The organism is Anabaena sp. PCC 7938, assembly GCF_049315035.1.
Lineage (GTDB): Bacteria > Cyanobacteriota > Cyanobacteriia > Cyanobacteriales > Nostocaceae > Anabaena > Anabaena cylindrica.
Window position 1 is genome coordinate 825,610 of record NZ_CP186034.1, and the last position, 15,522, is coordinate 841,131.

Annotated in this window: 15 protein-coding genes; 7 read left to right on the forward strand and 8 right to left on the reverse strand. The window is 39.9% G+C overall.

Annotated features, from left to right (window positions below):
• Window positions 1–118: 118 nt before the first annotated feature.
• Window positions 119–985, forward strand: a complete 867-nt coding sequence (locus ACOWPH_RS03990) for a methylated-DNA--[protein]-cysteine S-methyltransferase (protein ID WP_015214107.1) — start codon at window positions 119–121, stop codon at window positions 983–985.
• 130 nt (window positions 986–1,115) lie between these two features.
• Here the strand turns inward: ACOWPH_RS03990 and ACOWPH_RS03995 are convergent, their stop codons facing one another.
• From ACOWPH_RS03995 to ACOWPH_RS04020, 6 genes are all read right to left on the reverse strand, one after another.
• Window positions 1,116–1,328, reverse strand: a complete 213-nt coding sequence (locus tag ACOWPH_RS03995; RefSeq protein ID WP_422665672.1) for a hypothetical protein — start codon at window positions 1,326–1,328, stop codon at window positions 1,116–1,118.
• A 181-nt stretch (window positions 1,329–1,509) separates the two neighbouring features.
• On the reverse strand, window positions 1,510–2,532 hold the full coding sequence (locus ACOWPH_RS04000) for a serine/threonine protein kinase (RefSeq protein WP_422665673.1): 1,023 nt from the start codon (window positions 2,530–2,532) through the stop codon (window positions 1,510–1,512).
• A 9-nt stretch (window positions 2,533–2,541) separates the two neighbouring features.
• Window positions 2,542–4,086: a protein kinase domain-containing protein gene (locus ACOWPH_RS04005; protein ID WP_015214109.1), complete on the reverse strand. Its 1,545-nt coding sequence runs from the start codon at window positions 4,084–4,086 to the stop codon at window positions 2,542–2,544.
• A 250-nt stretch (window positions 4,087–4,336) separates the two neighbouring features.
• Window positions 4,337–5,293, reverse strand: a complete 957-nt coding sequence (locus ACOWPH_RS04010) for a nuclease A inhibitor family protein (RefSeq protein WP_015214110.1) — start codon at window positions 5,291–5,293, stop codon at window positions 4,337–4,339.
• A gap of 45 nt (window positions 5,294–5,338) precedes the next feature.
• A complete protein-coding gene (locus ACOWPH_RS04015; protein ID WP_015214111.1) occupies window positions 5,339–6,325 on the reverse strand; it encodes a hypothetical protein in 987 nt (328 codons plus the stop codon).
• Window positions 6,326–6,343: 18 nt separating this feature from the next.
• The gene (locus ACOWPH_RS04020; protein ID WP_015214112.1) at window positions 6,344–10,387 is read right to left on the reverse strand and encodes a leucine rich repeat variant-containing protein; all 4,044 of its coding nucleotides are present in this window, start codon (window positions 10,385–10,387) and stop codon (window positions 6,344–6,346) included.
• 165 nt (window positions 10,388–10,552) lie between these two features.
• On the opposite strand from ACOWPH_RS04020, the gene ACOWPH_RS04025 reads away from it, so the two are divergent.
• The 6 genes from ACOWPH_RS04025 to ACOWPH_RS04050 all read left to right on the forward strand — a co-directional run bounded on the left by ACOWPH_RS04025 (window position 10,553) and on the right by ACOWPH_RS04050 (window position 12,830).
• Complete coding sequence (locus ACOWPH_RS04025; RefSeq protein ID WP_015214113.1) at window positions 10,553–10,897, forward strand: rubredoxin; 345 nt, start codon at window positions 10,553–10,555, stop codon at window positions 10,895–10,897.
• Window positions 10,898–10,951: 54 nt separating this feature from the next.
• The gene (locus tag ACOWPH_RS04030) at window positions 10,952–11,950 is read left to right on the forward strand and encodes a photosynthesis system II assembly factor Ycf48 (protein ID WP_015214114.1); all 999 of its coding nucleotides are present in this window, start codon (window positions 10,952–10,954) and stop codon (window positions 11,948–11,950) included.
• Window positions 11,951–12,133: 183 nt separating this feature from the next.
• On the forward strand, window positions 12,134–12,382 hold the full coding sequence (gene psbE / locus ACOWPH_RS04035) for a cytochrome b559 subunit alpha (RefSeq protein WP_015214115.1): 249 nt from the start codon (window positions 12,134–12,136) through the stop codon (window positions 12,380–12,382).
• Between the two features lie 9 nt (window positions 12,383–12,391).
• A complete protein-coding gene (gene psbF / locus ACOWPH_RS04040; protein ID WP_015115279.1) occupies window positions 12,392–12,529 on the forward strand; it encodes a cytochrome b559 subunit beta in 138 nt (45 codons plus the stop codon).
• A 9-nt stretch (window positions 12,530–12,538) separates the two neighbouring features.
• On the forward strand, window positions 12,539–12,658 hold the full coding sequence (locus ACOWPH_RS04045; RefSeq protein ID WP_081462709.1) for a photosystem II reaction center protein L: 120 nt from the start codon (window positions 12,539–12,541) through the stop codon (window positions 12,656–12,658).
• 52 nt (window positions 12,659–12,710) lie between these two features.
• On the forward strand, window positions 12,711–12,830 hold the full coding sequence (locus ACOWPH_RS04050; protein WP_013190555.1) for a photosystem II reaction center protein J: 120 nt from the start codon (window positions 12,711–12,713) through the stop codon (window positions 12,828–12,830).
• A 163-nt stretch (window positions 12,831–12,993) separates the two neighbouring features.
• Here the strand turns inward: ACOWPH_RS04050 and psaI are convergent, their stop codons facing one another.
• Together psaI and ACOWPH_RS04060 are read right to left on the reverse strand one after the other, a co-directional pair.
• On the reverse strand, window positions 12,994–13,134 hold the full coding sequence (gene psaI, locus ACOWPH_RS04055) for a photosystem I reaction center subunit VIII (protein ID WP_081593674.1): 141 nt from the start codon (window positions 13,132–13,134) through the stop codon (window positions 12,994–12,996).
• 98 nt (window positions 13,135–13,232) lie between these two features.
• Window positions 13,233–15,473 (reverse strand): hypothetical protein, encoded by a 2,241-nt coding sequence (locus ACOWPH_RS04060; protein WP_015214116.1) that lies wholly within the window; start codon window positions 15,471–15,473, stop codon window positions 13,233–13,235.
• Window positions 15,474–15,522 lie beyond the last annotated feature (49 nt).

A 15,522-nucleotide genomic window follows, 5' to 3' on the forward strand; every position in this document is an offset into this window, starting at 1 on the left:
GCTGTAATTGGCAATTTGTCTAAAAATGCTCATACAGTTTCTATGAATAGCAAGAAATGGGTGGTATTGAAGCGCCGTAAGTCCCTAAATTGAGGAATGGGTAGAATATATTAACAATATGAATTCCTTGATAGAAGCTACTAATAGTTACAATAGAGAAACCTATGAATGCATTGCGAGAGCGATCGCATTTATGCAAAAAAATTATCTGCACCAGCCTGACTTGGAAACTGTCGCCCAACACGTACATCTGAGCGAGTATCACTTTCAGCGATTATTTACAAAATGGGCAGGAATCAGTCCCAAGCGTTTCTGGCAATATCTCACGGTTGAGTACGCAAAATCAAAAATTACTGAGACTAAGAGCCTTTTAAATCTGACGATGGATGTGGGGTTATCAAGTCCAGGACGTTTACACGACCTATTTGTGACGCTAGAAGCCATGTCACCTGGTGAATTTAAGTCTGGGGGTGCTGGGTTGAAGATTTGCTATGGAATTCATGAAACCCCTTTTGGTGATTGTCTCATTGCTACAACAGCGCGTGGCATCTGCAATCTTCATTTCCTCAATGCAGGGGATGAAGAAACTGCTGAAAATAACCTGCGTACAGAATGGAAAAATGCGGAAATCATTCATGATCAGCAAGTAACAAGAGAAACTAGCGATCGCATTTTCCAGCCAGTTGCAGAAAATAGTATTCCTTTAGTTCTGAACGTGAAAGGGACTAACTTCCAGATTCAAGTTTGGCGATCGCTACTGAGACTTCCCTGGGGAGGGATTACCACCTATCAAGGTTTAGCCGCATCAATGGGTCGTCCAAGTGCTGCTAGAGCCGTAGGTAACGCACTAGGGAGTAATCCAGTTGCTTACTTAATTCCCTGTCATCGGGTAATTCGAGAATCTGGTGAAATGGGCGGTTATCGGTGGGGATTAGAACGTAAAACGATGATTCTGGGATGGGAAGCAAGTCGAAATCAGTATTAAGGATTGTAGGTACATTGACTTTGAATAGCAATTCCGACGCAGTAAAAAGCTCTGGAATTTAGAAATTACAAATATTTTTGGAAATTAATAGAAGAGGGATAATTAGCCCCATCCTCTGATACTGTCATTGTCAATTATAATTATGGCGCTCTGCAAAAGCGTTAATTTCATTCACTAACCATGCTTTCTCGTGATCACTCAAAAACAGTCCAAGCTTGATATTTGTTGAGGCGATCGCTAAAGTAAAAAACGAGTTGAGGTTTTTCACTATAAAAAACTGGTGCTGCATAGGAATCAAGCTGGCCTGGAGTTTTGCATTTCTTCTAATTGGTAGTAGTTGCAAAGTAAAAAATCCTAAAGAGTATATCTTTTGAATCCTCCAGCAAGGCTGAATCTCAATCCGAGTACGAAAGGCACTGCTAAATAGCAAACTTTGAGCCGCATTAAGGTAAATACCTAAAGCTAAGGGGACAAAGCCGATCAAAACAACAAGGCGGAATATTAGCTCCCCTCCAAAGTAAAAATCATATTTGGGTTTCTAGCACCTCAACAATAAAAGCATTAACAATCCAAAAGATAAAGACACATCCAAACATCGGTGATAAACCTAACCACAAACTCTGAGGACTATTGAGGAGTGAGGAAGGAATATCAACGATCATTTTGTCAGTTGTGGTGATTAATTGAATTTTGCTTTGTTTGGGTTTTTTGTAGGTAGTTGCACGCGGCGGGAGTGGTTGCTTTCCTTGCAAAACAACTAATGCCTCTGAAGCTGAAGGGAATCTTACTGTACTGATTGGTTCAATCATTCGCTCTAACCAAGCAGCAAAGCGTTTGGGCAATTGGACAACACTATGAAAGTCAATGGTAAGTTGATGGTGTGGTAAATCTGCGCTTGATTTACCTGTGAGCAAAAATAACAACGTTGTTCCCAGTCCATACAAATCAGTAGATAACACTGCCTGTCCGCGAAATTGTTCGGGAGCCATATAGCCAAAGGTTCCCACTACTGTACTGCCACCAGTTACAGTATTGTGATAGGTATCTTGAACTGCCCCAAAATCTACCAGAAAAATCTGCCCATTCTCCTGACGGATAAGATTTTGTGGTTTAATATCACGATGAATTACGGGTGGAGTTAACTGCTGCAAATACACGAGAATTTCTAGCACTTGAGCAGCGATCGCCTGGACTTGATCAACGCTTGGTTTCCAGTCTTGATTAACTAGCTCAAACAGAGATTGTCCTACGGCTAGTTCTTGCACCAGATAGAAAGCGCGATCGCCATCTGTTTCTATTTCAAAGTAATTCAAATATTGTGGAATTCCCGGATGGTTGAGATTAGCAAGAATTTTCGCTTCTCGTTCAAATAATTCCAGCACTTTCCAATCTTTGATGCGATGTAGGGAAAGCACTTTGATCGCCACAAGTTGATTAGTTTGCAAATCAAAAGCCGCATAAGTAATACCCATCCCACCATGTCCTAAAACATGGCGAATCTGATAGCGTCCTGCAATCACATCACCGCAATTGTGTAACGTGTTCATACTTGCTCCCTATTTATTATTTCGGTTGTTGAGTTCTTGCTGCCAATCACGAAGGCGCTCAGAATCAGACTCACGGTTAGCGATCGCACCTTTTTCTAAGAGCATGAGAGCAATTTTGACTTCATAACGCATGGTTGCTATATCTAATGCTGTATTGCCATTGCTGTCTTTGGCGTTGATATCAGCACCATTGTTAATCAAAAATTCGGCAACTTCCTGTTGACCGTTCAAAATGACTTGATTCAGTATCGGTTCTTCCTTGTACAAGTGTCCATTAGTGTTTTTTGTATAAAGTTTGCCATTGGGATTTGCACCGTATTTCAATAGCAATTTCATGAAATCAATGTTGTTCTCAAATGCTGCTTTATATAAAATTGGTTCACCTGACTCTACAGTATTGGGATCAGCTCCATACTGAAGCAGTAGTTCTGCACTTGCAAGGGGATAGACACAAAATAATAAAGGCCATTGACTACCCCCACGCCAACTCAACACTTGGCGGCGATACTTGATGCGAAGATTAGGGTTTCCGCCTTGCTGAAGATAGTTTTGGACAATACCGATATTTTCACAAATATCGCGCGGTGCTAGACCAAAACTACTCCAGACTTTCCATTTAAAAGCATTACCTAGCCCAATTGCCGCAAATGTGCCGATAATTAAGGCGATTACAGCCGTCTGGGACGAGAGTTGGCTTGTTTCTTGAACTACTTTTGCTGGCTGTCTTAAGGCTAATAAAGCTGCTTCAGCTGAAGGAAAGCGATCCTTAGCATCAGGTTCTAAAAGTTTCTCTAACCAATCGGCAAAAGCATCGGAAACTTGAACATGATCGCGGAAATTTATAGATAACCCGTCCTGGGGTAATTCTGCTGGCGATCGATGAGTCAATAAAAATAGTAGTGTTGCTCCCAATCCGTACAAGTCTGTTGCTGTTACTGCTTGTCCAAGAAACTGTTCAGGAGCCATGTAACCATAAGTCCCAACAACTGTACTACCTCGCATGAAGGTACTGTAGTAAGTATCTCGCACTGCACCAAAGTCTACTAAATACAGTGAGCCATCTTCATGACGAATGATATTTTGCGGTTTAATATCACGATGAATCACTTGCGGATCTAACCGTTGCAGATAAACCAGAATCGCTAATATTTGCCGAGCAATTTGCTTGATGCCTATTTCATTAGTACGCCATCCCTGCTCTATCCATGCAGCGAAAGATTGCCCTTTCGCCAATTCTTGCACAATGTAAAATCGGCGATCGCTTTGAGTATCGATCTGAAAATAATTGAGATAACGTGGTATTCCTCGATGCTGGAGTTTTTCTAGTACCTTAGCCTCGCGCTCAAATAACTCCAACACTTTCCAGTCTTGTGTTTGCTGAAAAGAGATAACTTTTATTGCTACGATCACACCAGGCTGCGTTATGTCTTCTGCTGCATAGGTGATACCGCTATTTCCTTCACCCAATATATTAATAATGCGATAACGATTACAAGGAGGCTGCTTTGTAGCATCAATGATTGCGTCACCTAGTTGATGCAATGATCCGTCCATAATAGTAAATAGGGGTTGCTGAGGGCTTGAATCAGATATTGGCTAGGGTGTTGAAATTTGGAACGAAGATTGGTTGTTTCAATCTTCAAAAAACCCAAAATATGAGCGGCAGATTCAAGATGATAGTAATGAAATGACGTATTTCCGTTAGTCACTTGGAAAGGGCTTGTTCTAGTAAATTAACTGTGAATGGGAACTATCCTATTGGGAATCATCTGTCTCTCCTAAAATATAAAATACCCTGAAGTAATCAAGGATTATACACAAAGGAACTCTTGATATAAAGTCCTACATAGTCTCCATCATTACTCTCACCAACAATATAAATATTTTCTTCTGTCCAAGAACTAATGCGATACATAAAAGATTGATCAAACTTCTGTTCAAAAAATTGATTCATTTGATTTACTTGATTATATTTTTGGTGAACTTCATTAAGATCATAATTGTGAAACCTTTCATTAAAGTATCCGCGATCTTTATAAAAACCGTTGAATTTACCAATCTCTAGCATTCTTGCTTTTTGCAAAATCTGCTCCATCGCTAACTCCTTACTTGTAGCTAGAGAATAAACAATTTGATGTGTATATGAATAACCGTAACCGCCACCAAAATCACCACTCATAGAAATGTAACCTAAATCTTCAACACATTTTTTAAGTTGTGTTTCTAGATTAGAACTATCAAATTCTGAAAACTCCGGTACTGAGGTTTTATCAATAGAAGAGCGAGAAATCACCTCTTGGGGAATATTTGTTTCTACATAAACTGTTGGTGCGATCGCCACCCAATTTTTATCTTTTGTTTGTCCAACTATAATCCCAGGAACAGGAACGTCAACTTCATCCCAATAACTTACAGTAAAAAGATAAGATTCTAGATTATCTAAATTATTAGAAATAACTTGCCATAATAACTCTATCTTATTTTCCCAAGCTTTAATTTGCTCTTGATTCAAAGAAAAATCATTAAAACACTTGGCATACTTTAGCTCTTTCAACCTTGTTATGATCACATCAGCATCAGTCAATTTGAACCAATTTTTAAACAAACAAAGATTCAAGACATTAAAATCTCCTTGGGTATTTCTCTCCCATACAAAAGGATAAATATAATTGCCATCTTCATGTCCTGGTAAACGAATATAGGGTAGTTGTTCTACTAAAAGCTCTAAAGTTCCAATTGTCTGTTCTGTTTCAGGGTTCATTTTATATTCTTCCTCTTATATCAAAATTGCTTGTAGAAGGTAGAGTTAAGGATTGTAGGTAAACTGACTGTGAATAGCAACTCCGACGCAGGAAGCGGAAGTATCCTGTTGGGAATTGTCTGTTTCTCCTAAAATATAAAGATGTTCGTAATCCCAAAAACAAAAGCGATAAAGTAACAATTTAGGAAACATAGTATGTAGGAATTTGATTAAGTTGTTAACATTATCTTTATCAAAATCTCTATCATGAACAGAAAAGCCCCAACCTCTATTTCCTTGAATCATAAATTTTTTAACTTTATAAATTTCAACTAAGCCAGCTTTTAACAAAGCATTCTTAATTGCTTCTTCTTGACTATCTCCTGATGCCAAAACTATACTATGATGATGAATATGATGATATCCACCATCATAGTAGCCATATATTCTGATATTGCCTAACTCTTTAATAATGTTATTAATTTTCCTCTCAATCTTTGACAATTTTTCTAATTCTAAATTAAATTGTTTTTCTTCTTTGTATGGCGAACAGTGAATAAGTTCATTAATAAATTTAGGTGTTTCTTGGGGAACAGTGGAAGAAAGACAAATCCAGCGTTTACTATCAGGAACTCTCCCCACAACAACGGATAGGGAATAATGAGAGTTATAGCTGAAAGAAAAAGCCTGTAAATCCTTAATTCTCTCTGCTAATAAACGTAGTAACTTAAAATATTGTTGATATCTTTTATTTTTACTAGGTTCATCTAGTAGGAATTTTTCTGGATCTTTATGGTAAACATAAATAAGACTCGATGCTAAACCATTCTGTTCTGTCCACAACCAATTTTCACAAGCAACTTCTGGGTCAGTTTCTATGATCCAACCTTCAGATTTGATTAGATTTAAGGGCGTGAATTGACCTTTTATAGTTGCATCCCAAGCATAGGGTTGTAAAGTTGCACTATCTTCATGACATGGAAGAGAATAGCGTATTTCTTCTTCCAAAAGGACTTCCAGCGTCCCTAGTCGTTGCTCAGTTTCAGGTTTCATTTATTTCTCCTTTTATCATTAATTTAAACTTGCTCTAGCCACTGCTCTGACAATTTGATTGCTATCTTCGGTAAGCTGTTGTTTAATTTCTGTTGGTGTCGCGGGATTATCAGCCACTGCGTAACGTTCCAGCCAAGAAACTGACTGCGCTCCCTTTTGCAAAACTTCAGCAGCAGTTAAAGGGTGCAACAATGCCACCAAACGCACAAAAGGAACATCGGACTCTACATACTCCGATAATACTGTCTCTAAATCATCCGTTTGGGGGTTATAGATGCGGCTCAAACCGCGTAGTGTGGGAATGGTTGGGGTTTGGCGTACAGTTGGGTTACTGACTAAATCTTCCAAAGAAGCACGCAGCGCAGCCGGGGTGTGAGGATTTTTAGCTACAGCACGACGCACTTCTACTTTTTCATCACGGGCAAGTTGTTCGAGTTGAGGCGATGGTAAGTTAGGATTAGTCGCCACCGCAGTACGAACGGTTAAATCTTCATCTCGCGTTAAAGCTACTAATGCACTTTCTGGAGTCCGAGAATTTCTTGCTACTTTCAGCCGCACTTCTACTTTTTCATCAGTTGATAAAAGCTCTAAAACCTGAGCCGGCACATTCCCACTAGCAGCAACCGCTTCACGGATTGGTAATGCTCTATCTTGGGCTAATTGTTGCCAATGTGCTGCGGTTAAGTTGGGATGGCGGACTAAAGCAATACGCACATTTGCATTAGAATGCTGGATAAATTGAGTTAATAGTTCTAATGTTAGATTTGGGTTACGAGCAAGAGAAATTAAGACAGGTTCTTCTGGTTCTGTAGCAATTATTTTTGCCATCAATTCTGGAGGGAGATTGTGACTTAATGCTATAACTTCACGAACATATTGGGACTTATTTTCTAACAACCTTGCCATTAAATTAACAGGGATCTCATTTCTTTCTACCATTGCACCAGTAACTTCTTCATCATGTTTATTTAGCAACTTCTCTAGCAATTGTGGTGAGCTATTAGGATTTCTGGCTATACCCCAAAGAACAGGTTCATAAGTATCATCTATCATTTTTTCTAATGCAGACAATGGAGTATTACGATGATGGGCAACGTTCGATCTAATCCATGAAGTTGTGTTTGTTGATAATTTTTCGAGGGTACTGGCGGGCATTTGAGAGCCTTCCAGATTTCTGAGCAAATACTCGAACACTTTCCCTTGTGTACGACTATCTCTTTTTAAAGTGTCCTCTACTACTGCTGCTAAGGCATTTCCTGGAGTTTTACGATTGTAAGCATTAGCAAGTTTCTTTTCTACTCCTAAAAATTCGAGAACTTCTACAGGTGTATTCTGATTTCCAGTTAGTTTCTCCCACACTCTTCTGCTCGAATCTTGAGCGAGTTGAGTTAATATTTCTACGGGAGTGTTTTTATTTCCTGCAATTTCTGCTCTAACTAATTCTGATTCATCGTGAGCTAATCGTTTTAAAATTTCTATTTGACTGGAACGATTACGCACCAAAATCAAGCGCACATTCAAATTCTCATCTTGAGTGAGATTCAAGAGAATAGGAAGCGGTAAGTTAGGATTTTGACAGACAACTTGACGAATGGTAGCATCACTATCTTTTGCTAGTTGTTCAAGGATAGTAATTGGAGTCTTCTTGCTACCGGCTGCGATAATTTTAGCTTTTTGATCTCCGGTTTCAAGAACTTGGGCTAAAGCATAGGAACTGTGAGGACGATTGGCAAGAAGTTGGTTTGCTTGTGAAGTTTCTTCTCTTTTTTGTAGTTCTAGTTGAATTTGATATTTAGTTAATTGATCAAGATGAAGATTTTTTAGAACAGCTTCAGCGACTCCATTGTTACCTTTAGTTAAAGCCAGTTGTTTTAACAAAACAATAGGTGTATTTGGATTTTGAGCAACATCAATTAAGGTGTGAGACAGTCCATAAGAATTTTCGATTTTCTCAACAGCTTGCTCAAGAAGATGAACAGGTGCATTGGGATTTTTAACAATTTCCTGTAATCCGCCGACTCCTTTTTGAGCAATCTGTTCTAAAATCACTGCTGGTGTATCGGGATGTTTAGCAATAGCTCCCCCGTATCCCTGCTCAGAATAAAATGCTTGCTGTATGTATTCATGTCGCTTTAGTTCAGAAATCGCTGAATTATAACCAAGCGCTAATCGCAGTGAAGCATCATCAGAATGGCGATTGTAACGATCCGGTTCTTTTCTGTATTTTTGCCAGATGCGATCGCGCAAATCATTAGGTACAGAAGGATTACCAAGCAAAGCAACAACAACTGCTTCTGACCAATCACTACTATCTGATATTCCTATGGTTAATAGCAAACCATAAAGCAGATAATTAGGCGAAATTTTTGCTTCTGTATCAAAAGGACTACCTTTAAGCCATATACGATCTAGAAAATGAACATCGCCATTTAAACCAATTGCAGGTAGTATTGCGCCACCAATTGCTGTAACTTGCTGCTTTTGTTGTTCATCAAGAGTATTGATTAATTCATCCCAATCTCGTAAGATCGGAACTCGTCTCCCTTCCTCGTCTCTGAGCCAATATAGAATTTGCTCTGGCGAGTAATAGCGGTTGCAAAATTCAATAAATTTATCAAGAAACGTATCAAGAAGAGGAAGAGAAAAATTGGGAATGGGTTGACTGATTTCTAAAATTTTTTGGCGGAACGAAAATAATACTCCTGCTGCTAATTGTTCCAAAATTGCGATCGGAGTGTTAGCATCTTCTGCAATCTTAACTTTAATACGACGGCTTGAATTAATAACTAAATCTACTAATAATAATTGCAATCTCCGTTTTTCAGTTGCTTTAGTATTTTGAGCCACAGCCAACCGCACATTTTCATTAGGATACTGTGCGAACTTTTCTAAAATCTCTTCAGAAACTTGGGGATGCTTCGCAATATCTACCAGAAAGTCTAAAGCCTCTGCCGTCCATGTCTCTATTAATTCTGGTTTATGAGGACGACGTGCAGCTTTTTCTTGTCTCATAGCTTCCACATCTACATCTGCAAATCGTTCTAAAATCCAAGTGGGTGTATTCGGTTGCCGGAAAAATAAATCACGATGATTCTTGCTTGTTTCTACTTGATTAAAAACCCGCTCTAAAATACTTACTGGTAAATTAGCACGATTTTTAATAATTCCCTGTTGTGTCGTAAACAAACAATGTAAAATCTCTTCAGTAACATTTTCATGTGCCGCCACCACAGATTGAATCTCCTGATCAGATGCTGCTAATACTGCCAAAATCTTGGCTGAAGTAACGGAATTTTTCGCCACAGCCAACCGAATTTTCAAGACTTTATCCGCTGCCAAAGTCAACAGGGTTTCTTGAGAAGTTGAGGGATTTTTTGCTACCGCTAAACGTATGCAATCCCAACGACTTTGTGCTAAATTTGCTAACTGTTCTGCATCAGTATCGAAATCACTCGCTATCTCATGCTGTTCTTGTACTAAGCGCACTAACTCCGGCGGACAACTGGGATTATATGACACAGAGAGACGAATAGCTAACTCCAAATCTCCCGCTAAGGATTCTAATAACGTCAACGGGGTTTGAGGATCTTCTGCGACTTGTAAACGTGGTTCTAGGCTAGGTTCTTTTGCTAACCGTTCCAGCAACTTGAAGTGATATCGTGGCGGTAAATAAGGGTTGCTGAGGGCTTGAATGAGATATCGGTTAGGAACCCACTCGCTGAGGAAGCAGGGGGGAACAGGGGCGATTTTGAGTAGTTCGACTGCTAATTTGTCATTTTGCCCCAAATAGCGCGATTCTAAGACTTCCTCAACGGCATTCTGCCCATCTTCACTGATTTCTCCTGCCCAGTTGATGTGCAATTGTGCGGCTTCGGAAACGATCGCATGGGGACTATTAACTAAGACTTCTAGCAAGGGGCGTGGGGTTGGGGAATAACTGGCCACTGCTAGTTGTAAGGCAATAGATTGACCATTAAGCTGTGTCGGTTCAGCTATAAACGGTTCTAAATCGGAAATAGTGAGCGATCGCAACAATTCCATCATCCCACCCCAGTTCATCATTGAAGATCAAGGTGATTTTATCTTGTTTGTTATCGCTTTAGGTGCTGCTTCAACGCGATCGTGAATGAGAGTAGACATATCAAATTAGTAGGCGAGAGAAAAGCCTAACAAATATGTCATAATTTGTAACGTATATTTAAGATTTCCCTCTGGGAGGCTATAGCCATGAGCGAACAAGCTGAAGAAGCTATTGAAACTCCAGTGTTAGATAGATACGAGTGTCGCTCTTGCGGTTACGTTTATGAACCGGAAAAAGGAGACGACAAAAATGATATTACCGCTGGCATACTGTTTGCAGAACTACCTACAAATTGGCGCTGTCCAGTTTGTAATGCCAAAAAGGTAGCTTTCGCTAACATTGGGCCTGCGGGTACAGCATCTGGTTTCAAAGAAAATTTAGGTTACGGTTTAGGCGTTAATACACTGACACCAACCCAAAAGAACATTTTGATTTTCGGTGCTTTGGCGCTTGGATTCTTGTTTTTTATTAGTCTTTACGGCTTACAATAAGACCCGGTTTTTATAGACATCCTACAAAAATTTAGAAAACACTAAGAAATACTGATGCATTCAATTGTGAGAAGTTGGCAACGAATATTTGCCGCATTCATGGTAGTCCTCGCCTGTATAGGATGTAGCAAAGTTCCCTCAATCAGCAATAATCCCTGGCAAGTTATTAATGTGCCAACAGAAGCGAAACTGTTGGATATTGGCTTTACTGGTAATCCCCAGCATGGTTATTTAGTCGGTAGTAGTGCCACTTTATTGGAAACTAATAATGGTGGAGATACTTGGCAGCCGCTCAAACTGGAACTGGATGATGAAAGGTATCGCTTTAACTCAGTCAGTTTTAGTGGTAATGAAGGCTGGATTGCCGGAGAGCCTTCGCTGTTGCTACATACTACGGATGAAGGCAAGTCTTGGTCACGTATTCCTTTAACCGAAAAGTTACCAGGTAGCCCAATCACGATCGCAGCCTTGGCTGAAAATACAGCAGAAATGGCTACTGATGTCGGTGCTATCTATCAAACTACAGATGGTGGTAAAAACTGGAAAGCTCAAGTTGAAGCAGCCGTTGGTGTGGTGCGTAACTTAGAGCGATCGCCTGATGGTAAGTATATTGCTGTTTCGGCTAAAGGCAGTTTTTACTCAGTCTGGGAACCAGGACAAGCAGCTTGGGAACCCCATAACCGTCTCAGTTCTAGACGAGTAGAAAATATGGGCTTTGCTGATAATGGCCAATTATGGTTATTAGCACGAGGTGGTCAAGTTCAATTTAGTGATTTGACTAAACCAGATGAATGGCTAGATGTACAATATCCAGAGTTAACCACTAGCTGGGGTTTACTAGATTTGGCATATCGCACACCCACTGAAATTTGGATTGGTGGTGGTAGCGGTAATCTACTACGCAGTACCGATAGTGGCAAAACCTGGGAAAAAGACCGCGAAGTAGAAGGAGTTGCAGGTAACTTGTATAAGATTGTGTTTTTCAATCCTGAACAAGGCTTTGTGATCGGTGATCACGGTGTTTTGCTCAAATACAACCCCAATGCAGCTTAAATAGTATTGAGTAGCGAGTAATGAGTAAAAAAGGCAATATTCTCAGATTCCTCAGCACTCGGTACTCGGTACTCAGCACTCAGTCCGAAGAGATTTCTGAGAAGAACGTTGCAAGTTGTAACTCTTTTTAAACTTTGTAGGATAATAAACTCAATAGTAGTTTTTGAGAAGGTAGTGATCTAAATGTCAGGTACCACCGGAGAACGTCCGTTTTCGGATATTATCACCAGCATTCGTTACTGGGTAATCCACAGCATCACCATTCCAGCTTTATTCGTTGCTGGTTGGTTATTTGTCAGCACTGGACTGGCTTATGATGTGTTTGGCACACCCCGTCCCAACGATTATTTCACACAGGTACGGCAAGAAGTGCCAATCGTTAGCGACCGTTATGAAGCTAAAAAGCAAGTAGAAACATTTATCGGAAAGTAATTTGAAATCATGACTAGCGGCAATAACATCAATCAACCAGTTACCTATCCAATTTTTACGGTCAGATGGCTTGCAGTTCACACCCTAGGTGTGCCAACTGTCTTCTTCTTGGGAGCGATCGCCGCAATGCAGTTTATTCAACGCTAGGAGCAACTTATGGAAAGATCCCCTAATCCTAATCAACAACCGGTTGAATTAAACCGTACCTCTCTGTATCTAGGACTGCTATTGATTTTCGTTCTAGGAATTCTGTTTTCCAGTTACTTCTTTAACTAACTGGATCTGTGGCTGCTAAATTCTGTTGACTTTTGTAAGGGAGGAGAAAACTGTGTCAGGAAGTGGAAGAATTCCCCTGTGGGTCGTCGCTACGATCGCAGGTTTAGGTGTCATTACTGTTGTAGGTATTTTCTTTTATGGAGCCTACGCCGGAATCGGTTCTTCACTCTAATGTGAACCTTAACCGAATTTTTGGTTAAAAACCGACATCAAAAAACCGCCCTTCTCATTGAGATAGGCGGTTTTTCAAGTATAAATTAGTAATGGGTAATTGGTAATGGGTAATTGGAAAAATGACTTCCCTATTTCCCCAGTCCCCAATCCCCAGTTCCTAATTAGGAGATATCTTCACTTTCAATATATGAAAAGAAAAATGCGAAGACTACTGCTGGTAAAACTAGACCAGTCAGAGGTACGAAAATAGAAGGCAAGAATGAAGAATAGGCCAGGATAGAGGGCAAAAATGAACTTGACATAGTAAAAAGTCCTCTGAAGTCACACTACAATTCACTTAGGAGCTTACTGCAAAATTCCTCCTGTTTCTGCAAATTATCAAGATTTTTAACACAGCCATTTACAGTCCCAGTAAGTCATCTAGTTCTATATTTGGCAAATCGGGGGGAATAACTGTTTTAACGACGGTGACTTTACCACTTTCCTGTTGAGTATTCAGATCGAGTGCGATCGCTCCTACACGGATTTCTACACAGCCGAAAGGCACAATTAATTGAGTTATCGCTTCCCAATTTCCCCAAGGGGTAGGTCGCAAATCTTTGAGCAGATGAGGCCCGTCTAGTAAACCGCGAGTTTGATAATCTTCAACCCACAACTTAACCACCACAGCAGACGACACCGCAGACAATTCTAAACGCACTTTGATTGACGTTCCCGCCAGCAATTCACCATTTGGTAAAAACAGTTGGGGTGTTGGTAAAGATTCTGGAAGAGAACTCGATAAATCTACTAGTGGTGGATCTGGTTGGGCAGATAACTGACTGTTATCCTCATGGCTCAAACTAATATATGTATCATCTAAAACTATTTCTTGGGACAACACAGCAGGCAGAATCTGTATTGGCTGCACTATTTCTTCTGGTTCACTAGTATTTATAGCCAGATTTTCCTCAATATCATCTTCCTGTGCATCTATATTCAGAATTAAAAGTGGCTGCTCATTCAACTCATTAGTATCATCTTCTGCGGCTTCCAAATTGATACTTTCAGCTAAATACCCTTGGCTATGCATCCATTTTTGAATCAGGGGAGATGTTTCTGGAGTGTTCGCTGTGATTAATTCCTCACTAGAAAAAGCAAGAGTATTTTCTCTAAATTCAGCAGATTCATCCTCATATTCTGCATTATTGAGCCGAAATTCTGGTGTATTTTCAACTTCAGATAATTGAGTTTCTGAGATATCTGACGAATGGACTTGAGGTTCTTCTTCCTGAACTGGAGTTGGTTTTAACCTTTTCAAAAAAGGCAAAGTAGTTTTAACCTGTTTAATCACCAACTTTTCCAGATTAATTGGGGATATTTGAGGCGGTGTCTTGATAGTACCTTCAGATTCGAGGGATTCTGCCATTAAATTTTTGTGAATTCGAGGCAAATTCGGTAATTCTGGCGACAAACCACCTAACACAATTACTGGTTTAATTCTGGGTGGCAGCTGTTTGTTAGCAGATGATTTTAAACTATGAAACTGAGCTAACTTGGGAGTTTTGACGAGATTGAAAAGTTCCAAGCCAACGCTAACCGGTGGTTCTGGCTTTGTTTCAGCTTGAGTTTGTATTTCGGTGCTTGCAGATGGCAAGTCTGGTGGACTTGATTTTGGTAAAGAAATTGTCAGTAATTCTGTGACATCTGCTGTAATTGTGAAAGCGTGGTTGGCTAAGAATATGACTTCTCCACCATCTGTAACTGCGCCGTATAAACTAATATCTGCCAAAATCAACTTTGATTCACACTCAGTGGGAATATTAATGATGGTGCTGAATGTAAAAGGCAGAATTTTATTTGTTAAGGGTTGTCTGACTTGAGTTAAGACTTGTGATTCTGAGGGCGATCGCAATTCGATCAATAACTGTAGCTGATTAAGACTAGTTATTGATAATATTTCATCTTCCAGATCACCCGTTTGAGCCAGTTCCACATCCCCATTCACTGTCAGAGTTTTTCCCCAAGCAGTAATATAAGTGTCCCTTTCCAGAGATAATTTTAGTGGTGATGGTGGGGATATTGGCCGCCAATCCTCAGATGTTTGGTCTTCCTCCAAGGATTCCGAGTTGGGTAAAGCTAAATCTATTAAACTTTGTAAAAGTTGTTCTGCTGTCTCACCTTTGAACCAAACTGGGCTGACAGGCTGATTAATAATTATATCTTCTTCGGTTTGATCTTCTTGAGTGAGTAATACCTCAAGTTCATTGTCAAACTCATCACCACTATCTAGATTTGCTTGGTTACTGTCTTCTTGTGGAGAGACTTTGATCAACAGACTATATTGCCAGGATTTACCAAGCATATCTGTCATTAAGTCGGCTGAACATCGTAACTCCCAAATTCCCGGTTTCAGTTCAGTAAAGGGAATTACAGCCATCAGTCCATCTGCATTAGTGCGACGTAAGCGTTTAAAAATTCGCCGTTTAGGTGGAACTTCCTGGATTGAGGAGTGAGTTACCCGCACTTCTACATCTTTATTGAAAAGATGTGAACGAGCCAAAACTCTGTATTTACCTGCTAAAATTTGCAAAGTAGGCGATTCTAGGGGTTGCCAAGCGCGATCGCCCTGTTTCTGTATCAGAAATTGCCAGTGTTCCATTGTGAGTAATGCCCAAACCGAAGATCCGCCAATTAATATTTTGCATTAA

Bases quoted from the DNA above. Each gene is read 5' to 3' on its own strand.
- ACOWPH_RS04025 (WP_015214113.1), top strand. From the start codon at position 10,553: ATGAGCGAACAAGCTGAAGAAGCTATTGAAACTCCAGTGTTAGATAGA.
- ACOWPH_RS04030 (WP_015214114.1), top strand. From the start codon at position 10,952: ATGCATTCAATTGTGAGAAGTTGGCAACGAATATTTGCCGCATTCATG.
- ACOWPH_RS03990 (WP_015214107.1), top strand. From the start codon at position 119: ATGAATTCCTTGATAGAAGCTACTAATAGTTACAATAGAGAAACCTAT.
- ACOWPH_RS04010 (WP_015214110.1), bottom strand. From the start codon at position 5,293: ATGAACCCTGAAACAGAACAGACAATTGGAACTTTAGAGCTTTTAGTA.
- psbF (WP_015115279.1), top strand. From the start codon at position 12,392: ATGACTAGCGGCAATAACATCAATCAACCAGTTACCTATCCAATTTTT.
- psaI (WP_081593674.1), bottom strand. From the start codon at position 13,134: ATGTCAAGTTCATTTTTGCCCTCTATCCTGGCCTATTCTTCATTCTTG.
- ACOWPH_RS04000 (WP_422665673.1), bottom strand. From the start codon at position 2,532: ATGAACACGTTACACAATTGCGGTGATGTGATTGCAGGACGCTATCAG.
- ACOWPH_RS04015 (WP_015214111.1), bottom strand. From the start codon at position 6,325: ATGAAACCTGAAACTGAGCAACGACTAGGGACGCTGGAAGTCCTTTTG.
- ACOWPH_RS04045 (WP_081462709.1), top strand. From the start codon at position 12,539: ATGGAAAGATCCCCTAATCCTAATCAACAACCGGTTGAATTAAACCGT.
- psbE (WP_015214115.1), top strand. From the start codon at position 12,134: ATGTCAGGTACCACCGGAGAACGTCCGTTTTCGGATATTATCACCAGC.
- ACOWPH_RS04020 (WP_015214112.1), bottom strand. From the start codon at position 10,387: ATGATGAACTGGGGTGGGATGATGGAATTGTTGCGATCGCTCACTATT.
- ACOWPH_RS04060 (WP_015214116.1), bottom strand. From the start codon at position 15,473: ATGGAACACTGGCAATTTCTGATACAGAAACAGGGCGATCGCGCTTGG.
- ACOWPH_RS04005 (WP_015214109.1), bottom strand. From the start codon at position 4,086: ATGGACGGATCATTGCATCAACTAGGTGACGCAATCATTGATGCTACA.